Annotated in this window: 20 protein-coding genes; 3 read left to right on the top strand and 17 right to left on the bottom strand. The window is 34.7% G+C overall.

Features of this window, described 5'->3' with window-relative positions; all coding sequences use genetic code 11:
* Positions 1-21 precede the first annotated feature (21 nt).
* A complete protein-coding gene (secY2, locus tag K5Q12_RS04610) occupies positions 22-1,239 on the bottom strand; it encodes an accessory Sec system protein translocase subunit SecY2 (RefSeq protein ID WP_220742543.1) in 1,218 nt (405 codons plus the stop codon).
* A gap of 282 nt (positions 1,240-1,521) precedes the next feature.
* Here secY2 and K5Q12_RS04605 point away from each other — a divergent pair, with 282 nt between their 5' ends.
* Positions 1,522-2,505, top strand: a complete 984-nt coding sequence (locus K5Q12_RS04605) for an AraC family transcriptional regulator (RefSeq protein WP_220742542.1) — start codon at positions 1,522-1,524, stop codon at positions 2,503-2,505.
* 128 nt (positions 2,506-2,633) lie between these two features.
* On the opposite strand, the gene K5Q12_RS04600 is transcribed toward K5Q12_RS04605, so the two are convergent.
* The 16 genes from K5Q12_RS04600 to glmS all read right to left on the bottom strand — a co-directional run bounded on the left by K5Q12_RS04600 (position 2,634) and on the right by glmS (position 24,047).
* Positions 2,634-3,623 (bottom strand): aldo/keto reductase, encoded by a 990-nt coding sequence (locus K5Q12_RS04600; RefSeq protein ID WP_220742541.1) that lies wholly within the window; start codon positions 3,621-3,623, stop codon positions 2,634-2,636.
* Positions 3,624-3,625: 2 nt separating this feature from the next.
* Positions 3,626-4,522, bottom strand: coding sequence for a GDSL-type esterase/lipase family protein (locus K5Q12_RS04595; RefSeq protein WP_220742540.1), 897 nt, complete (start codon positions 4,520-4,522; stop codon positions 3,626-3,628).
* Entirely contained in the window at positions 4,519-5,493 is a 975-nt protein-coding gene (locus tag K5Q12_RS04590; protein WP_220742539.1) for a ribose-phosphate diphosphokinase, read from the bottom strand. The genes K5Q12_RS04595 and K5Q12_RS04590 overlap by 4 nt, the downstream gene beginning before the upstream one ends.
* Before the next feature lie 46 nt (positions 5,494-5,539).
* A complete protein-coding gene (gene recD2 / locus K5Q12_RS04585; RefSeq protein WP_220742538.1) occupies positions 5,540-7,930 on the bottom strand; it encodes an SF1B family DNA helicase RecD2 in 2,391 nt (796 codons plus the stop codon).
* A gap of 29 nt (positions 7,931-7,959) precedes the next feature.
* A complete protein-coding gene (locus K5Q12_RS04580; protein WP_220742537.1) occupies positions 7,960-8,613 on the bottom strand; it encodes a histidine phosphatase family protein in 654 nt (217 codons plus the stop codon).
* 1 nt (position 8,614) lies between these two features.
* Entirely contained in the window at positions 8,615-8,950 is a 336-nt protein-coding gene (locus tag K5Q12_RS04575) for a DUF1831 domain-containing protein (RefSeq protein WP_220742536.1), read from the bottom strand.
* Between the two features lie 72 nt (positions 8,951-9,022).
* The gene (locus K5Q12_RS04570; protein WP_220742535.1) at positions 9,023-10,138 is read right to left on the bottom strand and encodes a BMP family lipoprotein; all 1,116 of its coding nucleotides are present in this window, start codon (positions 10,136-10,138) and stop codon (positions 9,023-9,025) included.
* Between the two features lie 80 nt (positions 10,139-10,218).
* Complete coding sequence (locus K5Q12_RS04565; RefSeq protein WP_220742534.1) at positions 10,219-11,631, bottom strand: RsmF rRNA methyltransferase first C-terminal domain-containing protein; 1,413 nt, start codon at positions 11,629-11,631, stop codon at positions 10,219-10,221.
* A complete protein-coding gene (rbsK, locus tag K5Q12_RS04560; protein WP_220742533.1) occupies positions 11,628-12,542 on the bottom strand; it encodes a ribokinase in 915 nt (304 codons plus the stop codon). The genes K5Q12_RS04565 and rbsK overlap by 4 nt, the downstream gene beginning before the upstream one ends.
* 130 nt (positions 12,543-12,672) lie before the next feature.
* The gene (locus K5Q12_RS04555) at positions 12,673-13,101 is read right to left on the bottom strand and encodes a phosphate-starvation-inducible protein PsiE (protein WP_220742532.1); all 429 of its coding nucleotides are present in this window, start codon (positions 13,099-13,101) and stop codon (positions 12,673-12,675) included.
* 30 nt (positions 13,102-13,131) lie between these two features.
* Positions 13,132-17,445, bottom strand: a complete 4,314-nt coding sequence (locus K5Q12_RS04550) for a PolC-type DNA polymerase III (protein WP_220742531.1) — start codon at positions 17,443-17,445, stop codon at positions 13,132-13,134.
* 60 nt (positions 17,446-17,505) lie between these two features.
* On the bottom strand, positions 17,506-19,221 hold the full coding sequence (locus tag K5Q12_RS04545; protein ID WP_220742530.1) for a proline--tRNA ligase: 1,716 nt from the start codon (positions 19,219-19,221) through the stop codon (positions 17,506-17,508).
* 62 nt (positions 19,222-19,283) lie between these two features.
* Positions 19,284-20,534, bottom strand: a complete 1,251-nt coding sequence (rseP, locus tag K5Q12_RS04540; RefSeq protein ID WP_220742529.1) for an RIP metalloprotease RseP — start codon at positions 20,532-20,534, stop codon at positions 19,284-19,286.
* Between the two features lie 5 nt (positions 20,535-20,539).
* Positions 20,540-21,334 carry a phosphatidate cytidylyltransferase gene (locus K5Q12_RS04535; protein WP_220742528.1) on the bottom strand — a complete coding sequence of 265 codons (795 nt, stop codon included), beginning with the start codon at positions 21,332-21,334 and terminating at the stop codon, positions 20,540-20,542.
* Entirely contained in the window at positions 21,331-22,119 is a 789-nt protein-coding gene (uppS, locus tag K5Q12_RS04530; protein WP_220742527.1) for an undecaprenyl pyrophosphate synthase, read from the bottom strand. The genes K5Q12_RS04535 and uppS overlap by 4 nt, the downstream gene beginning before the upstream one ends.
* Before the next feature lie 122 nt (positions 22,120-22,241).
* Entirely contained in the window at positions 22,242-24,047 is a 1,806-nt protein-coding gene (glmS, locus tag K5Q12_RS04525) for a glutamine--fructose-6-phosphate transaminase (isomerizing) (protein ID WP_220742526.1), read from the bottom strand.
* 195 nt (positions 24,048-24,242) lie between these two features.
* On the opposite strand from glmS, the gene ade reads away from it, so the two are divergent.
* Together ade and K5Q12_RS04515 are read left to right on the top strand one after the other, a co-directional pair.
* Complete coding sequence (ade, locus tag K5Q12_RS04520; protein ID WP_220742525.1) at positions 24,243-25,898, top strand: adenine deaminase; 1,656 nt, start codon at positions 24,243-24,245, stop codon at positions 25,896-25,898.
* Between the two features lie 2 nt (positions 25,899-25,900).
* Positions 25,901-26,392 carry a hypothetical protein gene (locus K5Q12_RS04515; RefSeq protein ID WP_220742524.1) on the top strand — a complete coding sequence of 164 codons (492 nt, stop codon included), beginning with the start codon at positions 25,901-25,903 and terminating at the stop codon, positions 26,390-26,392.

The raw sequence follows: 26,392 nt of genomic DNA, 5'->3' as shown, positions 1-26,392 counted from the left end.
TTCTCCTTATTTTTGAACACATTAATGGGGTAAAATACTTGGATATCTATCTTTCTGAATTAACGCTTTAGCTTGATCACTAACCGACACAATTGTTGAGTTGAGAATTAACAAACTACCAAACATATACGAAAATGAGCTTAACTCAGACCATATTAAACTAAGCATTAAAGGAACGCCTATTAATATTATTGTAACTAAATTGCCAATAGTAGCTATCATCATCAATTTTTTGGTTATGTATTCCCGAGTATAATTTCCCGGTAGTACATTAATAATATAATCACCACTTTTTTGTAAATCTTCGCTTATCTCAGTAGGATTAACATTAACAAATGAAAATCCATACCCTAATATAATTAATATTATTAAATAAGTTACTATACTTTCTATGCTATTTAATGATGTCAAGTTACTAATGTCAGAATCTTTTAACGATGGTATCAAGGATTTCAAGAGTGGAAAAATAATTTGAGGCAACGATAGAAAGGTCAAACCAAACATATATGGCATTGCATTTGCTGGAAGAAGCTTAATAGGAATATACGTTGGAGCAGCTAATTCATTACGAATCATAATTCTTTGGACTGGTATCCGATATTCTGAATCTAGAATAAAAGAAATTATACCAATCATCAAAACAATTCCCATCAAAACGACAATAAAAGTAATAATTGAATTAATTGTAGGATCAACAATTAAGTTTTCTTTAATAAAGGATATAGCAGCTCCTGGTATACGTGACAAAATACCTACTAATATCAAAAGGCTAGGACCACCTATTCCACTTTGAGAGTTATATTCGACAAGCCACAAAACAAACATTGAGCCAGTAGTGTAGACCATTGTCGCTAAGATAACATTAAACAATTGGCTATGAACAAAACTTATACTTGATTTCATAGTCATAGATAGTCCAAGAGATTGGATTATCGAGATACTTAATATCAAACTGGTTCTATAATAGAAAATTGTATTTTCAGTTAACTTACTAATTCTATCCTGATTTAATGACTGAATGACACGCCAAAAAATCATACCTGACATGTAAGGTCCTAATCCTAAAGAGAAAAATGACATGTGAGATAAATCTCCACCAGTCACTAAACTTACACTTTTCATAAAATCTTTGGATAGGTAGGCCTGTACTACCGTCCCTGGTAATACAATATGAATTCCAATTTCATAGACTAGCACAATAATGAGTGAACAATACACCCTAGATAAAAATTCTTTCATATAAAAAAAATCCCCCAGTAAACTAAGTTACAAAAATTAAAAAAAACTCTGTATAGATTCATTATCGGTTATATATTCTGATTTATCATATCAAAAAAAGGACTTTAATATCAAAATAAAAGACTTTATTTACAAATAGTATTTAACTATATTACTTTTTAGAATATAATGCTTTGAGAATATAGCTATTTTAATTTAATAATGTACGTATGATTTAAAAAAGTCAATGATTGTACTCATTTTTAAAATTAGAAAATGATTTTGTAATAAGGTTTTTTATTCATGGAAAAAAATTTTTTACTTGCGGATATTGTCAATGCTGAGACTTTTTTAATTTTTAACAATAAAGTTAATTTTTTGACCAAATCAAAAATACATTTTGAGGTAATTAATTCCTTGAAAAAATTAATTACTCAGCAATCAGGCAGTATTTACCATGTCTTTGGGCACACAACTGGTTATGTTATTTCAGTCAAAGTTGACTCTCAAAAATTTATTTGCTTTGCGTTTGACTATACTTCTTCGCTTCCACTATACGGTCAGTTAAGCATTGTGGATCAATTAACAAAAATACAACAAATTAGTCAACTAATTTATAGTAATTATACAGACAAAATCATTTCAAATGATAAAATAATTTTTCATAACATGCAGTCTCCAGAATCACATGTTGATAATACCGCATCAAAATTTACATTTTTTGAAATTGAAACGGCTATTATTAAGGCTATTGTGTGCTCACGAGAAAGTGAATTAATAGCCGCATTAAATCATCTACACTACACCAGTTATTTTCAAAACGAAGATCTATCTAATCAACCATTGAGACACCATAAAAATTTCTTAATAGCCTACATTTCTGTTTTGAATCGAGCTATTGGTCAATGGGGATATCCGCTACATCTTTCATCCGAAATTATGAATAACTTAATTGTAGAAATTAAAAGAACAAAGCAAATCAATAGCTTACTTTACACAACCAAAGGATTAGCTTGGTATTACTATAAATTAGTAAGAGTATTCCGTACAAACCAGTTTCTCCCACTCCATACTCGTATAAAATCGTATATTTATGAAAATATTTATCAAAATATTACGCTAGATGATATTGCAAAATCAGTTCACTCTTCTAAAAAGAATCTTAATCCCGCTTTCAAAAAACAATATGGTTCAACAATAAAGAAATTTATTAGAAATGCTAAGATCGAACGTGCAAAAGAACTACTTGCTGTCTCTGATTCTAAACTGTCAGATGTATCAAAATAGCTTGTCATTCTCAACAACAAGCTATTTTGTTAAAACTTTCAAAGAAGTTACTGGGATTACACCAAATAACTTTAGAAAAAGTTTCGTCGAACAATAAAAAGGTCGTAACATTATGTTACGACCTTTTTTTATTTTAATATATTTTCTATCTGAGTCAGTTCTTCATCACTAAAATGATTATTTTTAGTGAATGCTAAATTATCAACTAAATGGTCAACATTACTTGCCCCGATAACGACACTAGCAACTCTATGATCTTTCAATAACCAGGCCAGCGCCATCTGTGATAATTTTTGACCTCTTGTTTCAGCAATATGATTCAGTTGATTAAGCTTTTGCATAAGTACTGATTTTCCAGAACTGAATAAAACACTATTCGTACGATGAATTGGAAAATCATCTGGAATGCCTTTCAAATAACGATCAGTCAACAATCCTTCGGCAAGTGGTCCATAAGCAATTAAACCAGCATGGTTTTGATCTAAAGTATCCAAAAGACCATCTTCTTCTGCTGTACGATTTAACATGTTGTAAGATACTTGATTGCCAATAAATGGTGTCCCTAAATCAGCAAATATTTTTGCTATAGCTTTAGTTTGGTTAGCATCATAATTAGAGACACCAACATAAAGTGCTTTCCCTTGTCTAACCATTAAGTCCATAGCTCGAGCCGTTTCTTCTAAGCGAGTATTAGGATCCCAACGATGCGCATAAAAAATATCGACATAATCTAAGCCCATACGCTTTAAACTCAAATCCAAAGCTGCCGTTAGTGTTTTTTTTCCTGAAAATTCACCTAAGGGTCCAGGCCACATGTGATATCCAGCCTTTGTCGTAATAATCAATTCATCACGATATGGTTTTAAATCACTTCGATAAATTTGCCCAAAAGTCTCCTCAGCTGTGCCGTTACTTGGTCCATAATTAGACGCATTATCAAAGCTAAAAATGCCACTATCAAAAGCTTTTAAAATAACTTTTTTCGAATTTTCCAGTGGCATCTGATCACCAAGATTACGCCATAATCCAAAGGAAACAGCTGGTAAAATCAATCCTGAATCAGATACTCTCCTATAAGGTAATTTTTCATATCTCGTGTCGTCTGCTGCATATACCATTTTTAAATTCCTTTCAAAATATTTTTTGCAATGATGCTATGTTCTTCAATATTTGGATGAACATGACTTAAATCAACTAACCAACCTGTTGTATCAACAACTTCGAAACAAGAAAATCTCTGCGTCTCTTTTTCAATAATGTGCTTAAAGGCCCCATTAAATGGTATCAATAAGATAATGCGCGCATTATGGAAGCGCTTGATTAGCTCTAGTAAGTATATACGTAACCCAAAGGCAAAACTTTCATCAGTGGCATGATAGTTAAAATCATTTGTGCCATAATTTACAACAACTAAATTGGTTTTAGTTCGAACCCTTTCAACGTTATTAGAAACATGCCATAGCGCATCTATTGCACTTGGTGTTTGAAATGGCGCATTTGCTGTTAGGCCTGTTCCACCGTAAGCTATTCTATTCAGTGGCTTTTTTAATTCTTGGGCTACTAAGTAAGGAAAACTTAATTCTGGATGATTCCCATCAGTAGCCATTGCTTCACCGGCCGTAATTGAATCACCAACAAAGGTGATAAATGAGTCATCATCTTCAATTAATTGCATTACTTGTCCATCATCACTGAGCATATTATTAATAATAACTGGATGTTCCCAAAAATAACTGTTGTTCCCATCAACATTTCTTAAAATGATTTCGACAATATGTTCATCATCATTTGGTAAAACAATTGATAAAAAGTTTTTATCAATTATGATGTTTTCTCTTACATCATCCACAGTAATGACAAAAGAAAGGCCTAAATAATTTTCTGCAAATTCTAGTCGTAATAATTGAACCTTCTGTGTTTTTAATTTAATGTATGCACCGTATTGTGTTGTCAAAAATGACTCACCTTGATTAGCCCACTCAGGTGATAGCAATGGTGCCATATTTATTTTCTTCATAATTTCACATCCAGATTATCTGGACTCTTCATAATATCTTCAATACTTTCAAATGCATCAACTCGACGTATTGCTTCAGCAAAAGGATACGCAACAGAAACTTGAATTAAATTATCCAGTTGCTTTTCCTTAGGTATTTCAATCGTATTAGTGACAATAATCTGCCTCAAATCAGCCTGCTTTAATTTTGATACTGAATCCGCAGACAACACTGCATGAGATGCAACAGCATAAATTTCAAATACCCCAGCCGCTTTCAACGCTCTACTAGCAAATAAAATGCTTTGCCCAGTATCAATAATATCGTCTAATAAAATAGCTCGTTTACCAAGAACATTTCCAGTAACACCAAACGGTGCGTCAGGATTTAATTGACTTACTCTATGATCAACTACTGCCCATTCAGCATGGAGTATTTCTGCTAATTTTCTAGCACGACTAAAACTAGAATGACCTGGCGCCACAACAACCAAATCATCTCCCAATAATTTATGCTCATAAAAATAATGGGCTAAAGTAGGCATAGCTAACAAATGATCTACTGGTATATCAAAAAATCCTTGTAATTGATCTGTATGTAAATCTATTGTTATAACTCGTTTAACACCTTGAGATTCAAGCATATTGGCAATTAGTCGAGCTGATATAGGTTCACGAGATCGTGCTTTTCGATCAGAGCGTGCATAACCAAAATAAGGAATGACAACATTAATTGTTTTTGCTGACGCTCGTCTTGCGGCATCAATAAATATCATTAACTTCATAAAATTGTCGTTTACTGGCGAGGAAATGCCTTGTAATACATAAACATCACAACCACGGACAGTCTCTTCAATACGTTCATAAATTTCATTATCTGCAAACTGTTTGATATCAACTATAGATAAATCTTTATTTAATAATTTGGCAACTTCTGATGCTAACTCTGGATTGCTCCCAAGACTAAATAATTGATAGTTAGGGGTTGTCATAACTTTTCTCCAATTTGTTTTCTTTCTTTATTATAACAGGCAAATCCTAGTTTGGCATGTAGTCATACGGTGAAACATCTTTCATACCAATCATTGGGTCGATTGCTAACGTCATCACTTGTTTTTCAGTTAAAAGAAAATTATCTTCCAGTTTATTTTCACTATTAGTAAGTTCAACTTCTGTTTTGTGTGCTGTACTATTATTTTGAGTTAGCCAACTTTTTAGAAACGTAGAACGTTCCGGTACGGTTGTCGTTGCTGCACGTTTAAACGCAGATAATTCTCCTACTAAGATTAGTGCCTCTCTAGCTCGAGTAATACCTGTATACAATAGATTACGATTTAGCATCAAGCCAAATTGAGATGTCAAAGCCATGATAACTAATTTAAATTCATTTCCTTGCGCTTTATGGATAGTTGTAGCATAAGCTAAAGTCAATTGATTTAAGTTTTTTCTTAAGTAAACCGATTCTTTGCCGTCAAAATCAACAATTAATCTGTCTTCATGATCGTCATTTTGTTTGTCTTGTTTAGACTGAACTGCAACAATTGTTCCCATATCACCATTGTAGACATCCCGTTCACTATCATTTTCTAGCTGTAATACTTTGTCCCCTACTCTGAAAACCGTCTTTCCTAATTCTAGAAATTTTTTCGACTGTTCAGGTGAGTTAAATAATTCCTGCGCCATCACATTTAGTTCATTAACACCGGCAGACGTCTTGTACATAGGCGTTAGTATTTGCAAATCATTTTGAGTAAATCCCTTCTTTATCGCCGCTTTTATAACTTGTTTAATCGCTATCTCGATGTCATCAGCTGGAACCATAAAAGTTGATCTATCTTTTTTATTTTCAGTAAAATCAGGTGGCAAACTTCCTGACTTAATATTTTCTGCCAAAGAAGTGATACTACTACCTCTACCCTGTCGATAAATGGTTTTCAATTCAATGTGGGGTAATGTGTTACTACCTAATAAATCTGCTAAAACATTTCCTGGGCCAACTGATGGTAGCTGATCCGAATCACCAACAAAAATTAATTTCATGCCATTTGGAACGGCATTTAAGAGTTTATCTGTCAGCTCAATATCCAACATAGAGGCTTCATCAATAATTAATAAACCACCAGATATTGGATTTTCCGAATCAAACTCTGACTTACCTGATTCAGTAATCCCTAATAGCCTATGTATCGTAGTTGCTTCATGACCTGTTATCTCTGACATACGTTTAGCGGCACGGCCTGTTGGCGATGCCATTTTAATGCGGTTAGATTTTAAAAAGGAGGCTGTATCTGACATTCCGATTGCTTTTTTTTGCAGAACTTTTTGCCAAGTTGCAACAATGGCTCTCACAATAGTTGTTTTCCCTGTGCCTGGCCCACCAGTTAATAAAAATACTTGTGCCTTCAAGCCTGATTTAACAGCGGCTACCTGTAGGTTATCTAGTTCAAGTCCTTCAGGAATAGTAAATTCTGAATCAATTAGACTATCTTCAACTAGAATCGGTGACTCGGATGTCACTAAACGTTTCAAATTTTTTGCTACTTGCTGTTCAGCGGAAAATAGTTGAACCGGGAAAATCATCTTTTCCACTTCTACAAGAACTTTTTCAGTAATCAGTTTTTGAATAGCATAATCAATAAATTCATTTACATTTCCTAGCTTTAAAAGTTGTTGAGTTGCTTGCTGCAATTGATCATAAGTTAGAAAGGTATGCCCATATTGGAAAGTGACATTCATAATTGCTGCATAGACTGCAGATTGTACTCGTCTATCATCTAACGTCTCTATGCCAATTTGTTTACCAATAGCATCCGCCATTTTAAAAGATACACCGTCAAATTCAAAAACTAATCTATACGGATCTTGTTCTACAATTTCTTGTGCCTCGTTTCCGTATTGCTCATATAACCTAGCAGCAATATCTGTCCCTAGACCATATTTTGAACCCACTTGAAAAAGACGCTCAAGTCCTAAATTAAGTTGTAAATTTTTGACTAAGCGTTGAGAGGTTACTGGTTTTAAAATACCCTCTAGAATGGTTGGATCATTCAAGATTAAATCAACAGCGTTAATACCTAAATGATCAACAATTTTCTCAGCTGTCTTTTTACCAATACCGCTGAATTGTCCACTAGCAAAATATTTAATTAAGCCATTTTCATCTGGAGGCATTTCATATTCATATTTCACAACTTTCAATTGTTGACCAAAACGAGGGTGTTTAACTAAGTGTCCATAAAATGAATACATGCTCCCTTCTTGAACATCAGCAAATGTACCTGTTGCAATAATTTCTGTTTCGGGCCAATTATCAAGTGTTGACTCCTCAATTTGTATTGACAAAATTTTGAAATAAGAATCTGTAGACGCAAATACAACGTGCTGTAACGTACCAGATATTTTTTCTAATTCTTCGTCTACATATGTCATGTTTTACTTACTGCACTTTTCTTTACATTTTATATTGTGGTTGCATCATTTTGTTCTTTATTGAGATAACTTGTATTATTCCAATCCTCTACCTTAAATGTTATCCCATCTTCTGTTGACAAAATAGTAGTAGAGGTATTGCTTAATCCACCACGCTCTCTAATTGACATACGTGGTGTTTTCAATAAACCATTTATACCAAATGAAAGTGCCATTCCGTGAGACACAATCAAAATGTTATCGTCAGGATACTGCTGAGCAATTGTTTTTACAAAACGTACAAATCGATTTTTTGTTTTTGTGTAACCTTCTCCACCAAACTCTTTGCCTTCAAATTGATCTAAATTTTCACGGTAATTATAATACGCTTTTGGATAACGTTGCTTGACATTTGCAACAAGTTCGCCTTCCCATTTGCCTAAATTAACTTCTGCTACGTTAGAACGTAATGATAATCGCCCTCTATAATTGATAACATCTAAAATATTTTCTGCTGTAATTCGAGCTCTTCTAATTGGTGAAGAAAAAACTCGACTAAATTTAATTTCCGCAAGATGTTCTCCAACTTTTAGCATATCATTATAACTAGATGGTAAAAGTTCCGAATCTCCATTTCCACCTTGAAATCTTTTTTCAAGATTCCATTCCGTTTGACCATGTCGTACAAAGTAAAATTTTGTCATATTAAATCTTTTCTATTACACCTCGTGCAATCAGTTCATCAATAAAAAAAGCATATAGCTTAATCATGTCATCATTATTCATTTTAAAAATATTAATACGTGCCATATCGCCAGCAGACACTGTGCTTAATTTAAAGCCTCTCAAATCTTTAGTCACAGAAACTTTTAATTGAATTGCATTTTCCAATGGTTTCTCAGGTTCTAAAGAACGATGTAATACGTAAGTTCCAGCGTTATTTGGAATAAACCCCAAGTCTCCTAAAGTATATTTTTTTATAGCTTTACTCAAACGGTAAGTCGCATCCCCTTCAATAGAAATCTGTTGATTAAATGCCATAGGTATATTTCCTCCCAAACAAACTAAATCCATTATAACAAAAAAAAGCATTCTAATATCGATGCTTTTCTGCTAAAATTTTTGGTTGAATTCAGATCCCGCAGGATGATTAGGTACTTTAATTTGATTATTAATAATTTCTGCTTTTGCTTTTTGAACAGCTTCTTTTTCAGAATTTGATAATTCGCTTTCTGTTAAAAACACACCCTTTTCTTTTAGACCATACGCTATAGTTTTCCCACCAGGAAACTGTTTTGTCTTATTATATTCATCAGCAACATTTTTTACGCCAGCGCCAACAGACGTGATAGAAGATGCCAAAGTAGATGTCTGCTTCTTACCATCTTTAGAAGTGTAGTTACCATCAGTTTTTTGATCACGGTCAACACCTATAATATATAAGCGATCTTTAGAATCAGCATTTAACTTAGAATTCTCGGCTTTTGCTTCTGAAAATGCACCATTCCCAACAAAACCTGCAGCAGCAAAAATGGTTTTAATGCCTGAGGCATACATTGTTGCTGCAATTGTCTTCCCTTTTGCTGAATCAGTAAAAGAGTTTGCATATTGTTTTTCAACATTTAATGAAGAATCTGTTGCTTTAACCCCTGCTTCAAATCCTGCATCAAAAGCGTCAATGATATTACCATGAATACCACCTATGAACCCAACTGACTTCTCACCATTTTCTTTAGCCTTTGTTGCAGCAGCAACACCAGCTAGATAGGAGGATTGTTCCGAACGAAACATAACTGATGCAATATTTTTTTGATTTGAAACAATATCATCAACTAACACAAATTTCTGTTTAGGGTTAAGTTTTGCAGACTTCGTAATTGATTGGTTTAGAGAGTACCCAATACCATAAACAATATCATATTTTTTGTTTTTCGTAGCCAGATTAAAATTTTGATCTAAATCAGAATGATCAGCCGTAGCAAAATAAGTTACTGGCGCATTTTGCCCTGCTTTCATATTATTTGAATTAGCATAAGACTTTGCCCCTTCCCAAGCGGATTGGTTAAATGAATGATCATCAACTCCTCCTACATCAAGAACTAATCCTAATTTTGCATGCTCATGATTCCCATCATTTGAACTACTATTTTTTGATGTAGCGAAGTACACACCACCCGCTACAACTACAATAGCAGTGATAGCACTAATTATTTTAGTTGACTTATTCATTAATATTCTCCTTTTATCCAAAGTACTATTATACTGACTTTATACTGAAGAACAAGGACAAAAGTAGTCTAAATAGTATCTTAAAAACGTAATCCTTTAGGAAAAAAGTTCTTGATTTGACCATCAACAAATTTGCCCCAACCAACACCATTTTCATTGGCAGTAACAAGAATCCAACCTTTATTAAGGCGTTGTTTTGTTCTAAGTACATCACCATGTACATACTTAACCCAATCATCTTCATTCAAATTAAATTGTTGTTTGAATTTTTGAGGTGAAAAAGCTAACGCAAGTGCATGAGACGGTTCAAAGCGATTTTTTTTGAATACACCAATTTCTAAACCTAATCGAAGAATCTTCATGCCATTCAAGTTTGGAGTATCTTCTGGTGCCATATACAAACGATCGCCAAATAATACTAGACGTTGATAATCAACTTCAAAATTAGTCATTGTTGATACAAAAAACTCATCTAACAATCTTTTTTGAGAATTACTTAAATTAGAACTTTCAAGTTTTTTAATTGCTTTATTAGGTTTTAAATCTGTTTCTGAATGCTCTTTTTGCAATTTAGCCACAAAATGCCCTTCTCCTTGAAGTTTATGTGGCCATAAGCGTGCAGTATTGAGTAGTATTTTCTGATCTGATGTGTTGCTGATTTCAACCCGACCATCAGTATATTGTTTATCTGACCATTCTGGTACACCATCACTAATATGAGATTCTGACGGTTTATCAATCTTTAATAAAATTAACTCAGGATATGTCTTAAGTAACCATGAAATTGTCTGTTCATCTTCTTCTGGTGAAAAAGTACATGTAGAATAAACAATTTGACCCCCTGGTTTTAACATTTTCAGGGCTTCAATTAATATTTCTTTCTGTAAAGTTGCCAATTCTTTAGGAAAATCTTTATGCCATTGGTTAATTGCAAGTTTATTTTTTCGAAACATACCTTCACCTGAACAGGGTGCATCCAATAAAATTTTGTCAAAAAAATTTGGCAATTTTTCACTTAATTCAGCCGGTGAATGTGATGTCACTATAGCATTTCTAATACCCATTCGTTCAATATTTTCACTTAATATCTTGGCTCGACTCATAAATATTTCATTAGACCATAATAATCCTGATTGATCCATAAATGATGCTAGATGCGTTGATTTCCCTCCTGGAGCTGCTGATAAATCAAGTATGCGTTCACCTGGTGACGGTTGAACAACCTCTCCCACAAACTGTGCTGAAGGCTCTTGTGAATAAACCACTCCAGTTACATGATCCACAGAATGCCCGGAAACTTCACCGAATCGTCCCCAAATCCCATAAGGTAAATTTCCATCATTTGCGGTGTCAAAAAGTTCTGTATTATTTTTTAATGGATTGATACGGTAAGCTTTTTTAGCATTATGATCAAATGATTCAAAAAAACTTTTAGCATCATCTTCTAACAAATGAGTATATTTCTTAATAAATTCGTCTGGTAAGGCTATCATTTGAAATTATCAACCTCATCTTTAGTAGGAATTGATGGTATTGCGCCTGGACGCGTGACTGCAATAGCACTTGCAGCACTTGCACGTGTAATAGCCTCTTTAAGATTGGAAAAATCCGGGTTAATCACTGCCGCAACGGCACCAATAAAAGTGTCACCTGCTGCAGTTGTATCAACGGCTTTAACTTGATTAGGTTTAGCCCACCAGCGATTATTACCGTCAGCTATAAATGATCCTGCACCACCTAGTGTGATCACACTACGCTTAATACCTGTTGACAGTAATTTATCACTAACTTGATTTAAAATTCTTTCGTTATTTTCAACAGTTATACCAGATAATAGCTGTGCTTCAGTTTCATTAGGTAAAATAATATCCGTTACTTCGACTAGCTCAGGGGTTAAGTCATAAACTGCTGGTGCAGGATTTAAGATTGTTTGTACATTATTAGCTTTAGCTATTTTAAATGCTTCAGTAATAACAGGCAACGGCACTTCAAATTGAGCAATTAGAGTATCCGCTTTTGAAATCAATTCGGCATCTAAATCGCCAATATTCAAAGCCTGATTTGCACCACCATGTATCAAAATGGTATTAGCACCGCTATCCTGCAACATAATGTAGGCTGAACCAGTTGGCACATCACCATTTGTTGTCACTGCATCAACATTAACTCCATTTGTTAGCAAAGTGGCACGCATAAACTGACCATTTGCATCATTACCGACTGATCCAATAAATGACACGTTAGCGCCTTGACGTGATGCAGAAACTGCTTGGTTTGCGCCTTTACCACCTGGAGCAGTTGTGACATCTGACAATGCCATAGTCTCGCCCTCCAATGTCATTCTTGGCATTTTCATAATATTATCTACATTTAAACTGCCAAGTACTACAATATTTTTTGTCATGTTATTACTGTGGGATAAATCAATTGCACAAGTGATTACCCACACTCCTTTGTTATTTTTCTACCTAATCATAACATGATTAAGCAGACTAAAAAAGCGCCTAGAGTGCGCTTTTTTACTACATCTACATTTAAACTTCATGTCGTGAAATTTTTTTTGTTTTCTCTCTGAAAAAACGATAAAAGGTTAATGCTATGACAAGCAAAAATATGGATGCTGCCAACAACAAAGTTTTCATGGTTTGATCATGATAGACCAAAATAGCTCTTATTAACGCGGTTACACCAATATATAAAAAACTTTCCATACTTATGTGTGCATCTTTAATAAAGTATTCGCGGACTAAACTCATAAATTCAAAAAATAAAAAAACGGCTAAAGTTGATTCAGTTATTTCTGTAAAATGTGTTCGCATATCATCAACTGTAATTAGTAGATTTGCTAAATGATATATTTCCCTCAACAAAAATCCGAAAATAACAATGCCAATAATCACAATCACAATATTTAAAACATATTCGAAATAATTTGCGATGCGTTGATGCAATTCATGTTTCATATGATTATATTTCCCATCTTACTAAATTTTTTAAAAATCAAATAGACTTAATTGATTTTCATCTGGCATGCCATCTAGTACTGAATGTTTAGATAAGTAATCAATAATTGTTTGTGATACTTTCCCACGTTTTTTCAAGTCTTCTTTACTTAGGAAAGGTTTTTCTTGGCGTGCCACAATAATTTGTTTAGCCACATTTTCTCCAAGACTAGGCACAGCAGAAAATGGTGGAATAAGTGTATCACCGTCAATTACCCATTCACTCGCTTCTGACTGATATAAATCAACCATTGAAAAATTAATACCTCTTTCCAATGCTTCGTTAGCCATTTCTAACACAGTTAATAAGTTTTTATCACCAACCGTTGCATCATTTCCTAAAGCGCGCAACCGCTTCAAAGCATCTTTGGTGGCATTCTTGCCACGGCTCATTGCTACAATGTCAAACTGATCAGCACGGACGGAAAAGTATGTAGCATAATAGATAGTTGGAAAATAAACTTTGAAATAAGCGATTCTCAAAGCCATTAAAACATAAGCAGCTGCGTGTGCCCGAGGAAACATGTACTTAATTTTAATCATTGATTGAATATACCACTCTGGTACTTTTGTTTCTCTTAATTGTGCTTGATACTCTTCTGTAATGCCCTTTCCTTTACGCACCTTTTCCATGACATTGAAGGCATCTGCCGCTGGGAATCCCCAATTAATTAAATCAGTCATGATTTTATCACGTGTTCCGATTACTGTCCCAATTGTAGCCGTACCATTTTCAATTAATTCATTTGCGTTTCCTAACCAGACATCCGTTCCATGCGATAATCCAGAAATTTGGAGTAACTCTGAATAAGTATGTGGTTGTGTTTCTTCCAACATACCTCGCACAAAATTTGTTCCAAATTCTGGTAACCCAAGAGTACCTGTCTTAGAAAAAATTTGTTCGGGTGTAACACCCAAAGCTTCCGGAGATGTAAACAAACTTAGTACCCCAGGGTCGTTTACTGGAATTGATTGAGGGTCTATGCCAGACATATCTTTTAAAGTACGAACCATAGTTGGATCATCATGACCTAAAATATCCATTTTTAATAGATTATCATGAATCGAATGATAATCCATATGTGTCGTTTGCCACAAAGATTTTTGATCATCTGCTGGATACTGCACAGGGGTAAAATCATATACTTCATATTCTCGAGGAACAATTAGAATACCACCTGGATGTTGACCAGTTGTTCTTTTAACTCCAGTAATACCTTGCGCTAATCGTTCTACCTCTGTTGTTCGATAATGCTTTTCATTATCTCGTTCAAACCCTTTAACATACCCAAAAGCTGTTTTTTCAGCAACTGTAGCAATTGTCCCTGCTCGATAAACATTATGTTCTCCAAAAAGAACTTTCATATAATTATGAGCAACAGGTTGATAATCACCAGAAAAATTTAAATCAATATCCGGTACTTTATCTCCTTTGAATCCCATAAAGGTTTCAAACGGAATATTCTGACCATCACCTATCAATAATTCTCCAGGATGGTTTGGATCCATTTTATCCGGTAAATCATAACCCGACTCATAAATTTTGGGGTCAGCTAATTCAAAGTAGTCACCATGTGCACTACGATAATGTGGTGCAAAAGGATTAACTTCTGTAATACCAGACATTGTAGCTACGAAAGATGAACCAACTGATCCTCTCGAACCAACTAAATAGCCATCCTTGTTTGATTTTTCAACCAGTTTTTGAGCGATCATATAGTGTGGTGCAAATCCGTTTCCTATGATAGCTTCAAGTTCTTGATTAATTCTTGCTTGAATCACGTCCGGTAATGGGTCACCGTACCATTTTTTTGCTGTTTCCAGTGTTCTTTTAGTTAATTCTTCACCGGCTGTGGGAATATTTGGCGGATATGACCCATTTTTCAAAGGTTCAATCACTTCTAGACTATCAGCAATAAGATGTGTATTGTCAATAACTATTGTTTTTGCCAATGCTTCTCCCATAAAACTGTAATCATCTAGTAATTCCTGTGTCGTACGAAAATAGGTTTCTGGTATTTCTGTACGATTTTGCGGGTTACCTGGTTGCGTAGCAATTAAAATATTGCGATATATCTTGTCCTCTGGGTTAGTATACTTAACATCACCAGTAACAACAACAATTTTGTCTAATTCTTTCCCTAATCGCACCATATTAAGTAGAATATCTTGCAATTTACCCAGATTTGCGATTAACCCAGATTCAATCATTGGTGCATAATTAGCCGTTGGCTGGATTTCAATAAAATCATAATATTTTGCTTTCTCTATCGCTTGTTCATACCCTTTTTCAATCAATGTTGAAATAACTTCTCCGCCAGTATCTCCTGTCCCAATCAAAAGTCCATCTCTATACTGATTTAAAACAGAGCGAGGAATACGCGCAACCTTAGCAAAATAATTAATATTTGATTTTGAAACTAATTTATATAAATTCTTCAATCCGACACTATTTTGAACTAATAATGTAGCATGAACAGGTCTACCGTGTTTCCAAGCATCCCCTTCTGTCATATAATTATTTAGCTGATTATGGGATGATAATTTATATTTTTCAAATGCCTCTTTGATTAGTCGCCAAGCAATATGTCCCGTTGTTTCTGAATCAAAAATTGCACGATGGGCTTGCTCCAAATTAATGTTAAATCTTTTGGCAATTGTACCCAAACGATAGGATTTATAGTCAGGATATAACCATCTTGTAAAAGGTAGCGTATCTATTATTGGATTTTTAATGGGTAATTGTTCATAACGCTTATAAGCAGCATTTATAAAACCAATATCAAAAGTGACGTTATGTCCAATTAATATAGCATCACCAATCCACTGTCTAAAGCTGTTAAGCGTTTCTTCTTCCGGTTGAGCATGGGCCACCATCGCATCAGTAATAGATGTTAATTCTGTCGTAAATTCTGACAGAGGAAATCCTGGATTGATATATTCGGAAAACTTGTCTATTACGTTTCCTAACTGCATTTTAACGGCAGAAAGCTCAATAATATTATCTGTGACTGCCGACAATCCTGTTGTTTCTAAATCAAAAGCTACAAAAATTGTCTCTTTATCTAAGAGTTCAACTGGTTTTAAGTTAAATGCAATGGGTTCGCCATCCTCAACCAAATTTGCTTCCATACCATAAATCATTTTCAAATCATGCTTTTTTCCCGCGTCAAGTGCTTCTGGGAACCCTTGAACATTTGCATTGTCAATAACTCCCAATGCCTCTTGACCCCATCTTTTCGCTAATTTAGCAACTTTTGTATAATCAGTAACAGCATCCATAGCTGACATTGACGTGTGAACATGCAATTCAATATGTTTTTTAGGGTCTTGATATGTCTCTTCACGATTTTCATGGTCTATAACCTGTAAGTCATAAATATTCATAACCAGCTCTCGTGCGTATGTATCTTCTTGCACATTACCGGAAATACGTACCCACATACCCGGTTTAATATGATCAAAAACTGCTTCATCAGTCTCATTATTTGAAAATTTTTTCGCTGATATAGAATTTGAGTAATCAGTTAATTTGACCGTCATTAACTTGCGACCCGATCGAAGCTCTCGAACTTCACTGTTAAATATATAGCCTTCAACGATGACACGATTTTCTTCAGAATCAATATCTTCAAGTCTTGTAATTTCAGATTCTGGATTAATTTTACGTCCAAGAGTAAGTGCTACACCATCATTTGCAGCCTTAGGTTTAGCTTGTTCACTAGCCAAAATAGCTTTTTGTAAATTTTCATTAGCTTTGGCATGATGTTGGGCAACTTTTTCAGTTATTTTTTGAGCAAGTTCTTCGCTTTGTTTATAGCTAAATTCTATTTTTGAAAATCCATATTGTTGATAAACTGTTTGTAGATTCTTTAAAACATCCTCGGTTATTTTTTGAGCCACTATTTGTGAGCCAACATTTATCGTGCATTCATCTACAGATATCATATTCAACGACGTATTACTCATCATTTGCTGTTTTAAAGCAGGATTAAGATTAGATTCAGATAAAATAATATGCCAATAGCCATTGATCATTGATTCGTCAAAAGTTTTAGATAACGTATTAAAGGTGATTTTAGTATTTGCAATATTCGTAAATGCCTTACTTAATTGTTGTTGCAACTGAAGCGTTATTTCTGGAGAAATAATCTTTTCAACCTCAATCTTAAAACACCAAGAGTGTTCTTTTTTAGAAACAATTACTTGATTTAGTTTTCCATTTGAGAATAATTTTCGTACTTCATTATTTAATTTAATTTGATCAAATAAATGTTGCAATTGTTCTTTTTCGGTTAAAGACATATGCTCTCCTTGATTTTATTCTTGCGAGTAAAAAAGCCGAATAATTCGGCCATTAACACTTTACTTATCATCATTCAGCAATACTGAAACAGAGTCAACAACTTCGCTTACACGCATCTCTATGTTGGTATTACTTGCTCGAACCTTAACCTCAACAATCTCTTCAGTTGCTTTTTTACCCACTGTAATTCTAATAGGTAATCCGATTAGATCAGCATCAGCAAATTTAACCCCCGCACGTTCTTTTCGGTCATCCACTAATACGTCAAATCCTTGACTGGTCAAAGTTGTTTCTAAGTCATTAGCAATTCTTATTTGATCTTCATCTTTTATGTTAACCGGTACAATATGCACATCAAAAGGTGCCACTGATGCTGGCCAAATTAGCCCATTTTCATCTGAATTTTGTTCAACAATAGCACTGAGCAAACGTGAAACACCAATACCATAAGATCCCATAATCATGTCTTTTTGGCGACCATTCTCATCAAGTACTTGCGCACCCATACTTTTAGAATATCTTGTACCCAGCTTAAAAATATGACCGATTTCTATACCCTTTGTGAAAACTAGTTTCCCTTGTCCATCTACAGACAAATCTCCTTCACGAGCAATTCTAAAGTCTCCAACATTACTATCCATTAGGTTAACATCTCGCTGCCAATTAATATTAGTCAAGTGTTTTCCGTCTCTATTGGCACCAGCAGTAAAATTAACTAGATCTGCTGCACGTTCATCAACTAATATTTGGACTTCGTCAGGCAAGCCAACCGGTCCCAAAGAACCAAACCCTGTACCGACTATTTTTTCAACCGTTGGTTCATCAGCTAACTCCAAATTATCGGCATGTAAAAAGTTTTGCACTTTAACATCGTTAACTTCAAAGTCACCGGTAGTAACAACAGCTACCAATTTACCGTCAGCTTTGAATATGATTGTTTTTGCCAGTTTATTTGCTTCTATGTCTAAAAATTCAGACAGCTCTTCAATTGACTTAACATTTGGTGTATCGATTGATTGCAAGTCTTTTTCTGCCTCTAAACTAACTTGACGTTCATAAAAATCCTTGGCCATTTCAAGATTTGCAGCATATGACGTTGTATCAGAATAAGCAATCGTATCTTCTCCAGCTGAGGCTGGTGCAGAAAATTCTTTTGAGTCAGATCCTCCCATAGCACCCGCATCACCTACAATAATTCGATATGTCAATCCTAATCGATCAAAAATGTTAGTATAGGCAGATTCCATATCGTGAAAAGCTTTATCTAATCCTGCTTCGTCGGCACTAAACGAATACGCGTCTTTCATGATAAATTCTCGCGTACGTAATAATCCAAACCTTGGTCTATTCTCATCTCTAAACTTTTGCTGAATTTGATACACAACTAATGGTAATTTTTTATAAGACTTAATGTCATCAGCTAATAACTGAGTAAAAGTTTCTTCATGCGTTGGACCCAGTATAAAATCACGATCTTGGCGATTTTTTAATTTATATAAATCCGGTCCATAAGTTGCATATCGGCCAGATTTTTGCCAAAGTTCGGCTGGTAAAACTTCTGGTACAAGCATTTCATTTGCATCGATGTTATCCATTTCTTCTCGAACAATAGCTTCTATTTTATTTAATACACGCTTAGCTAATGGTAGATAAGAAAACATACCAGCAGCAACTGGTCTAATATAACCTGCTTTTAATAGTAATTGATGACTAACAACTTCTGCATCTGAAGGTACTTCGCGTAAAGTAGGCATTAATAATTTTGATTGTTTCATAATACTCTTTCATCCTTTATATATGTACGGTGTACTGTTGTACACCAGTGACTAAATTCTACTCATCTTAATAAGTCATTAATCGTAACTGCTACCATTAGAACTAACATCACTGCTGCTCCAGCAATCGTCACTGCATTTTCAAATGATGTTGGCAGTGGTTTTCGCAAAATGGCTTCAATCGCGTTTAAAACTAATTTACCACCATCTAATGCTGGAATTGGTATTAAATTCATAATTCCTAAATTAGCTGATAGCATCGCAGTGAAAAACAAAATATTTAAAAATCCAGTTTTAGACACCTCGGAAGTCGTCTTGGCAATTGCAACGGGCCCACCCAATTTATCAAGGCTAAAACCTCCAGTAAATAAGTGTGTTAACGCATGCCATATTTTCTGAATTGCAGTTATTGTTGATATAAATCCATACTTTAATCGCGACACAGGATCCGTATACGTTCGATTGGTTATACCAATTAAGGATTGCTCTTTACCGTTAATTCTCTTTAACTGTGGTTTAAGCGTTATTTGTTTCAAATGTCCCAAGCGTTCTACAGACAGTGTTATTTCTTGATTAGACTTATTAGAAATGTTTTCTGTAATTTCTTCCCAGGTATTAGTTTTATCATTGTCAATTTTTATAATTTTATCATTAACTTTGATACCAGCATCTGCTGCGGGCATACCAGATTGAACAGATCCTATGACATTTTCATTCAAATTAACATTTGGTTGTATAAAACCAAGTATCGAAAATATGAAAAATGTCAATATGAAATTCATCAAAGGGCCAGCCACATTAATCATGGCACGTTTATAGACTGGCGCATTCTGCACCCAAGTGTCTTTCGGTGCGATTTGCACTTCAGTACCATCTTTTTCAACAATGATCGCATCATGATGTATATCATAAACTTGTTTTTCAGTAGATTCTTTATTAAATCCAGTCAAAAAAAGCTCATTTTGTAAATCAAAAGTATCAATCTGAAATATTACACCACTAGTATTTTCAATACGTTTATCAATAATGGTAATTTGTTTTTGGTCATTAAACTGAAGACAAACATTTTGTCCAGCATCAAGATCTGATTCTTCATCTAGTCCAGCCATTCTAACATACCCACCAACAGGTAATATTCTAATGGTGTACGTTGTGTTATTTTTGTGCCAATATAATATTTTAGGCCCCATACCAATAGAAAATTCTCGCACCAATACGCCCGACTTTTTAGCTATAATAAAGTGTCCAAATTCATGTGCAGTGACAATAACACCAAAAATAAGTATAAATGTGATAATTGCAGTTATGCTCATATAATTTATCCTAACATACCAATTATTGCCATTAATGGCATAACAATCAACATAGAATCAAATCTATCTAGAATACCACCATGTCCAGGAAGAATGTTCCCGGAATCTTTCACACCATAATGACGTTTAAATCCAGACTCAATAAGATCACCCATTTGTCCAGCTACTGAAAGTATAACAGTAAAAATAAATAATTCCATAAAACTATAATGTGGAAGCCAATTAAAAAGAACATAAAGTATTGGTACAATTAAAACTGCTACAACACTTCCCCCAATAGAACCTTCCCAAGTTTTATTAGGACTTATTTTAGGTGCTAATTTATTCTTACCAATAGCACGACCAACAATATACGCACCTGAATCAGTAATCCACACAATTAACATACCAAACATCACAGTTGACAAACCCTTACTATCTGCTTGATAAAAGTAATGAAATCCAGTTCCGACATATAACATAGTCAATGTCAGTGCGCCGGCATCATCAAAGTTAAATCGGTTTTTAACAATTATGGTTGTTAATAACAATAAGAACGCTAACATGTAAAAAACAACATGTGCACTTTTTACAAAAGGTATATGTTGCCAAAAACTGTTTGGCAATATAATCGCTATGACACCGATGAAACTAAGAAGCGCTTCTGATGATACTAAGAATCGATGCTTCATACGTAACACCTCGCTTACTGCAACAACCCCCATCATCAATGTTAATACAAGTAAAGGCCAGTGCCCAATTATTAACAATGGTACAAAAACAATTAATGCAACTACTGCTGTTATAACACGTGTTTTCATTTTTGAGACTCACCTTCAACCTTAACATTATTTAACCCACCAAAACGTCTATCACGCGCGGTAAAAGACGTAATTGCCTCAACTAAATCATCTGAAGAATAATCTGGCCAAAGGACATCTGTAAAATATAGTTCAGTATAAGCAGCTTGGTAAGGCAAAAAATTACTTAGTCTCAATTCACCTGATGTTCTGATCATCAAATCAGGCGCTGCAAAATCACCCAATGATGCTGTCTGCAATGTTTGAGCAAATAACTTTTGGTCAACATCAGATGGTGTGATCTTACCATCTGCAACCATTTGTGCAATTTGTTTTGCCGATGCAACAATTTCGGATTGCCCGCCATAATTTAAGGCAAAATTCAAAATCATACCTGTGCCAGTTTTTGTCTGCTCAATTGCACGTGTGACAGCATTCTTGGTTCCTTGCGGTAACTGATCAATATTACCCATTACATTTACACGAATATTATTCTTAACGAGATCCGGTACAAAGTCATTAAAGAAATCAATAGGCAACTGCATCAAAAAACTGACCTCATCATTAGGACGAGCCCAATTTTCAGTTGAAAATGCATATAGAGTTAACACTTTAACTCCTAAATCGCTTGCTACAGTAGCTATTTTCTTGACAGTATTCATGCCTGTTTTATGACCCGCAATGCGTGGCATAAATCTTTTTTTTGCCCATCTACCATTTCCATCCATAATAATAGCAATGTGATTAGGAATTTTTAGCTGGTTATCAACAACAACAATATTATCTTTACTTTTAAAAAGCGCCAAGATTGGCACCTCCTTTACACGCAAATGTGCGTAACTATACTAATTTATTTTACCAGATGTCTAACAGCCACACAAAAAAATGTGACAAGATTACCTTATCACATGTTAAAATAAATTAATTTTTACTGAACTGTAACTGATTTGGCCAAATTTCTTGGACGATCAACATCTAATCCTCTATCCAGAGTTGCATAATAAGCAATTAATTGTGCAGGAATAACCGCTAATAATGGCATAAGCAACTCATTTACATTAGGCAAAATATAATCATCATTTTCTTTAGCAATTGACTCACTAGCTAAAACAATAGTTTTAGCACCGCGAGCAGCAACTTGAGCTATCTCACCGCGAACTAGTCCCGCCGTTTTCTCTTGTGTTAACAAAGCAAAAACTGGTGTTCCTTCCTCAATAAGAGAGATTGTGCCATGCTTTAATTCACCAGCAGCGAATCCTTCCGTTTGTACATAAGATATTTCTTTTAATTTTAAAGCCGCTTCAACAGCAACAGCTGCATCAAGCCCGCGACCAATGTAAAATGCAGAGTGACGATTATGCAATGCTGTTTTCGCAATATCATTGAACACCTCTTTTTGATCAATAATAACTTGCATTTCAACTGCTACTCTTGCCAATTCATGTTTCAAATCAATATCCGCATCTCCAACAGCATATGCTAATATTGCTTCAACTATAACTTGAGCTGTATAGGCTTTGGTTGAAGCAACGGCTATTTCTGGACCAGCTAAGATTGGTAAGGCAAAATCTGCCTCTCTGGTCAAAGTAGAATTCATCACATTAGCTATTGTTAGTGACGGATAGCCTTGCTTAACAATATTATCTAATACCTCACGTGAATCCGCAGTTTCACCTGATTGGCTCAAAAAGATAAAGAAAGGTTTGTTACTCAGTAATGGTTGATCATAAGCAAATTCCGATGCAATGTGTACTTCTGTTGGAATCCCTGTCCATTGTTCAAAGTATCTTTTCCCAACTAGCCCAGCATGATAAGAAGTACCTGCAGCCACGATATATATTCTATCAGCTTTTTTAATAGCTTCAGTAATCTGACTATCAATATTTTTTATATGCCCTTCTTCATCAAAATAATGTTGAGACAACGTACGTGCAACAACTGCTTGTTCATCAACTTCTTTGAGCATATAGTATGGATAAACACCTTTATCAGTTTCTGAAGCATCTATATTAATAGTAAAAGGTTCACGCACAATTTCAACACCGTGTTCGTCAAAAAGTGATACTTTGTCCTTAGATATGATTGCAGTTTCACCATCCATAAGTTCAATGAAATCATTTGTCACATCAAGCATAGCTGCTGCATCTGAAGTAACCACATTACCTTCTTCAGCGACACCAATTAATAGTGGTGACTTTTTCTTTGCTGTATACAAAAGACCCGGTGTCTGACGATCCATTAACAGGAAGCCATAAGCAGAATTTTCATCTAAAAGTGAAATCATTTTTCTGAAAGCATCAACTGCCGATAACTCTTCCTCTTTAGCAAATTTATCAATTAATTGAACTGCTATTTCAGTATCAGTTTCTGAATTTAGCTTAATATCTTTTAGGTAAGTATCACGTAATACGTCATAATTTTCTATAACCCCGTTATGCACAAGATAAAAACGACCATCACTTGACATATGAGGATGCGCATTTTTTACCGAAACGCCACCATGTGTTGCCCATCGTGTGTGAGCAATACCTGCTGTTCCAGAAATACCTTTATTTTTTGTCGCTAACTCCAGCATTGAAACTCGTCCTTGCTCACGCACAAGAAAATCTTCGTTTACGCCGTTATTAACGTAAACACCTGCTGAATCATAACCACGATACTCTAATTTTTCTAAACCTTTTAATAGCTTTGGTAAAACTTGATTAATACCTGTATAGCCGACAATTCCACACATAATTAATAACCTCTTTTTTAATTGGTAAAGTTCATATTTGTTCCTAACATTCAATATTTTAAATAACTTAAACTGTTTTGTCAACGATTAACTGAAATTGGTATAGTTATGTTAAAAAAGCACAGGGAAACTTTAATTAGCAGTTTTTACCTTCATTTATGGTAAACTATTAAAAAATTGAAAGCGAGATTCATTTTGATACAAACCGTAACATGGCATATTATCAATGCCAAAATTTTAGATGTGTTTAACCTAAAATTCGAAGAAACAGAATTATGGATAGACCACAGTCAGATTATTTATCGTGGAAAACGGGACGATTTAACAGCTAAGCAAACATTTGATGCCAATGGAAAATATATTGTCCCAGGATTAATTGATGCTCATATGCATATTGAAAGTTCTTTACTCTCTCCTAGTGAATTCGCTAAATTAGTTATTCCACATGGTGTCACTCGTGTCGTAGCTGACCCACATGAAATTGCTAGCGTTGCAGGTATATCAGGGATCCAGTACATGTTAGAAGAAGCTAGACAATCACCGCTTCACATCCATTACATGCTACCTTCTTCGGTCCCTGCTACACCTTTTGAACATGCTGGTGCAACGCTTAATGCTGATGCACTTAAACCTTTTTATAGCGTACCAGAAATTAATGGCTTAGCAGAAGTGATGGATTTCCCAGCCGTATTTAATAAAGATGGTGACATGCATCAAAAAATTGATGATGCAAGAGCAGCCGGTAAACATGTTGATGGTCACGCTTCGGGTTTAAATCGCCAGCAACTTGCCATTTATAGAAAGTATGGTATTGATACGGATCATGAAAGTGAAAATGCTAAACAAGCCCTAGATCGTCTAAATGCAGGATTTTCAGTATTTGTACGTGAAGGCACGGTAGAAAGAGACGAACTTGCTATTTTACCTGCAATAAATCAAGCGAATCAATCTCATTTTTCCTTTGCAACAGATGATAAAACGGCCAATGACATTCAAAAAGAAGGATCAATTGATTATAATGTAAAAATTGCTATTCAAAATGGCATGTCTGCAGAAATGGCCTATACTATTGCCAGCTATAATGCGGCTAAAGCACACCAGTTAGAAAACGTTGGTGCTTTAACAGACGGTTTTGTTGCTGATCTATCAATTGTCAATAATTTAACTGATTTAGTTACCGAAAAAGTAATGTTAAACGGTGAATGGTATTCAGAGACCGAGACCACTGTCTTACCTCTAGCAAACCAGTCCTTAAATTTTTCATTAACAGAAACAGATCTGATTTTAAAATTAGATGCAGAAAAGCCTGCCCATATCATAGAAATTATGCCTCACCATATTACTACGAAGCATGTTATCGAAGAAGTTCCAACAATCAAAGGTGTTTTTACACCCAATGAATCCTACGCAAAAATTGTGGTTGCCGAAAGATATCATAATCTTGGTCATGGTATTGGTATTATCAAAGGATTTAAATTAAAAAATGGCGCAATTGCTTCAACTATTGCACATGATTCACATAATATTATTATCACAGGTACAAATGATCAAGATATGATTATAGCCGCCAATACACTTAGAGATATTGGTGGTGGTGAGGTAGTCGTTAACAATGGTAAAATTACTATTTTGCCACTATCCATTGGTGGGCTAATGTCTTCAGAATCCTATCAAAAGGTTATCCAAACCAATAATGCACTTCAAAAAGCATTTTCTGAGATTAGTGATTTGAAATTCGACCCTTTTCTTACACTTTCATTCATGGCATTACCAGTCATCCCTAGCCTAAAAATAACTGATCAAGGTCTTTTTGACTTCAATCATTTTTCATTCATCAATATCCAGGACTAATTATGCAAACAATAAGTATTTCAGCAGAACAACTCATCTCTATTTTAATTGGCCAACACACTACTATTCAATTTCCTGCCACAGGTTTATTACTTTTGGCAACAGAAAAGCATCAGACAAATCACCTACCTTCTGAGATGGCTGGTTGTATTGTCTATGTTGATGAAAAAAATAATTTAACACTTGTATCACTCGTACATCCTTTTAAAATTCCCGAACAAAAAGGTTTGTTCACAACTGATGACGCAAAGATACATCGCGAACCATACAATTGGTTTGGACCACAAGCGCTAATTATTGAAAAAAAGTTAGCAGACTTTTCAAAGTTATACGATGGTCCACTGTCTAAAAATGGTGGTATTCCCCAAGCTCTTATTCCTGATGAAATTTTAAAGCCTGGTTTGCTATCAGACCTATATTGGCAAGAATATGTACAATATGTAATTGATCCTGATGGTACATTTAAGCAACAAATCAAACCATTATTTAATTAA

Origin of the sequence: Leuconostoc palmae, assembly GCF_019656075.1 — a bacterium.
Lineage (GTDB): Bacteria > Bacillota > Bacilli > Lactobacillales > Lactobacillaceae > Leuconostoc > Leuconostoc palmae.
The sequence above is the reverse complement of the archived record's forward strand: the minus strand, read 5'-3'. Positions and strand labels throughout refer to the sequence as shown.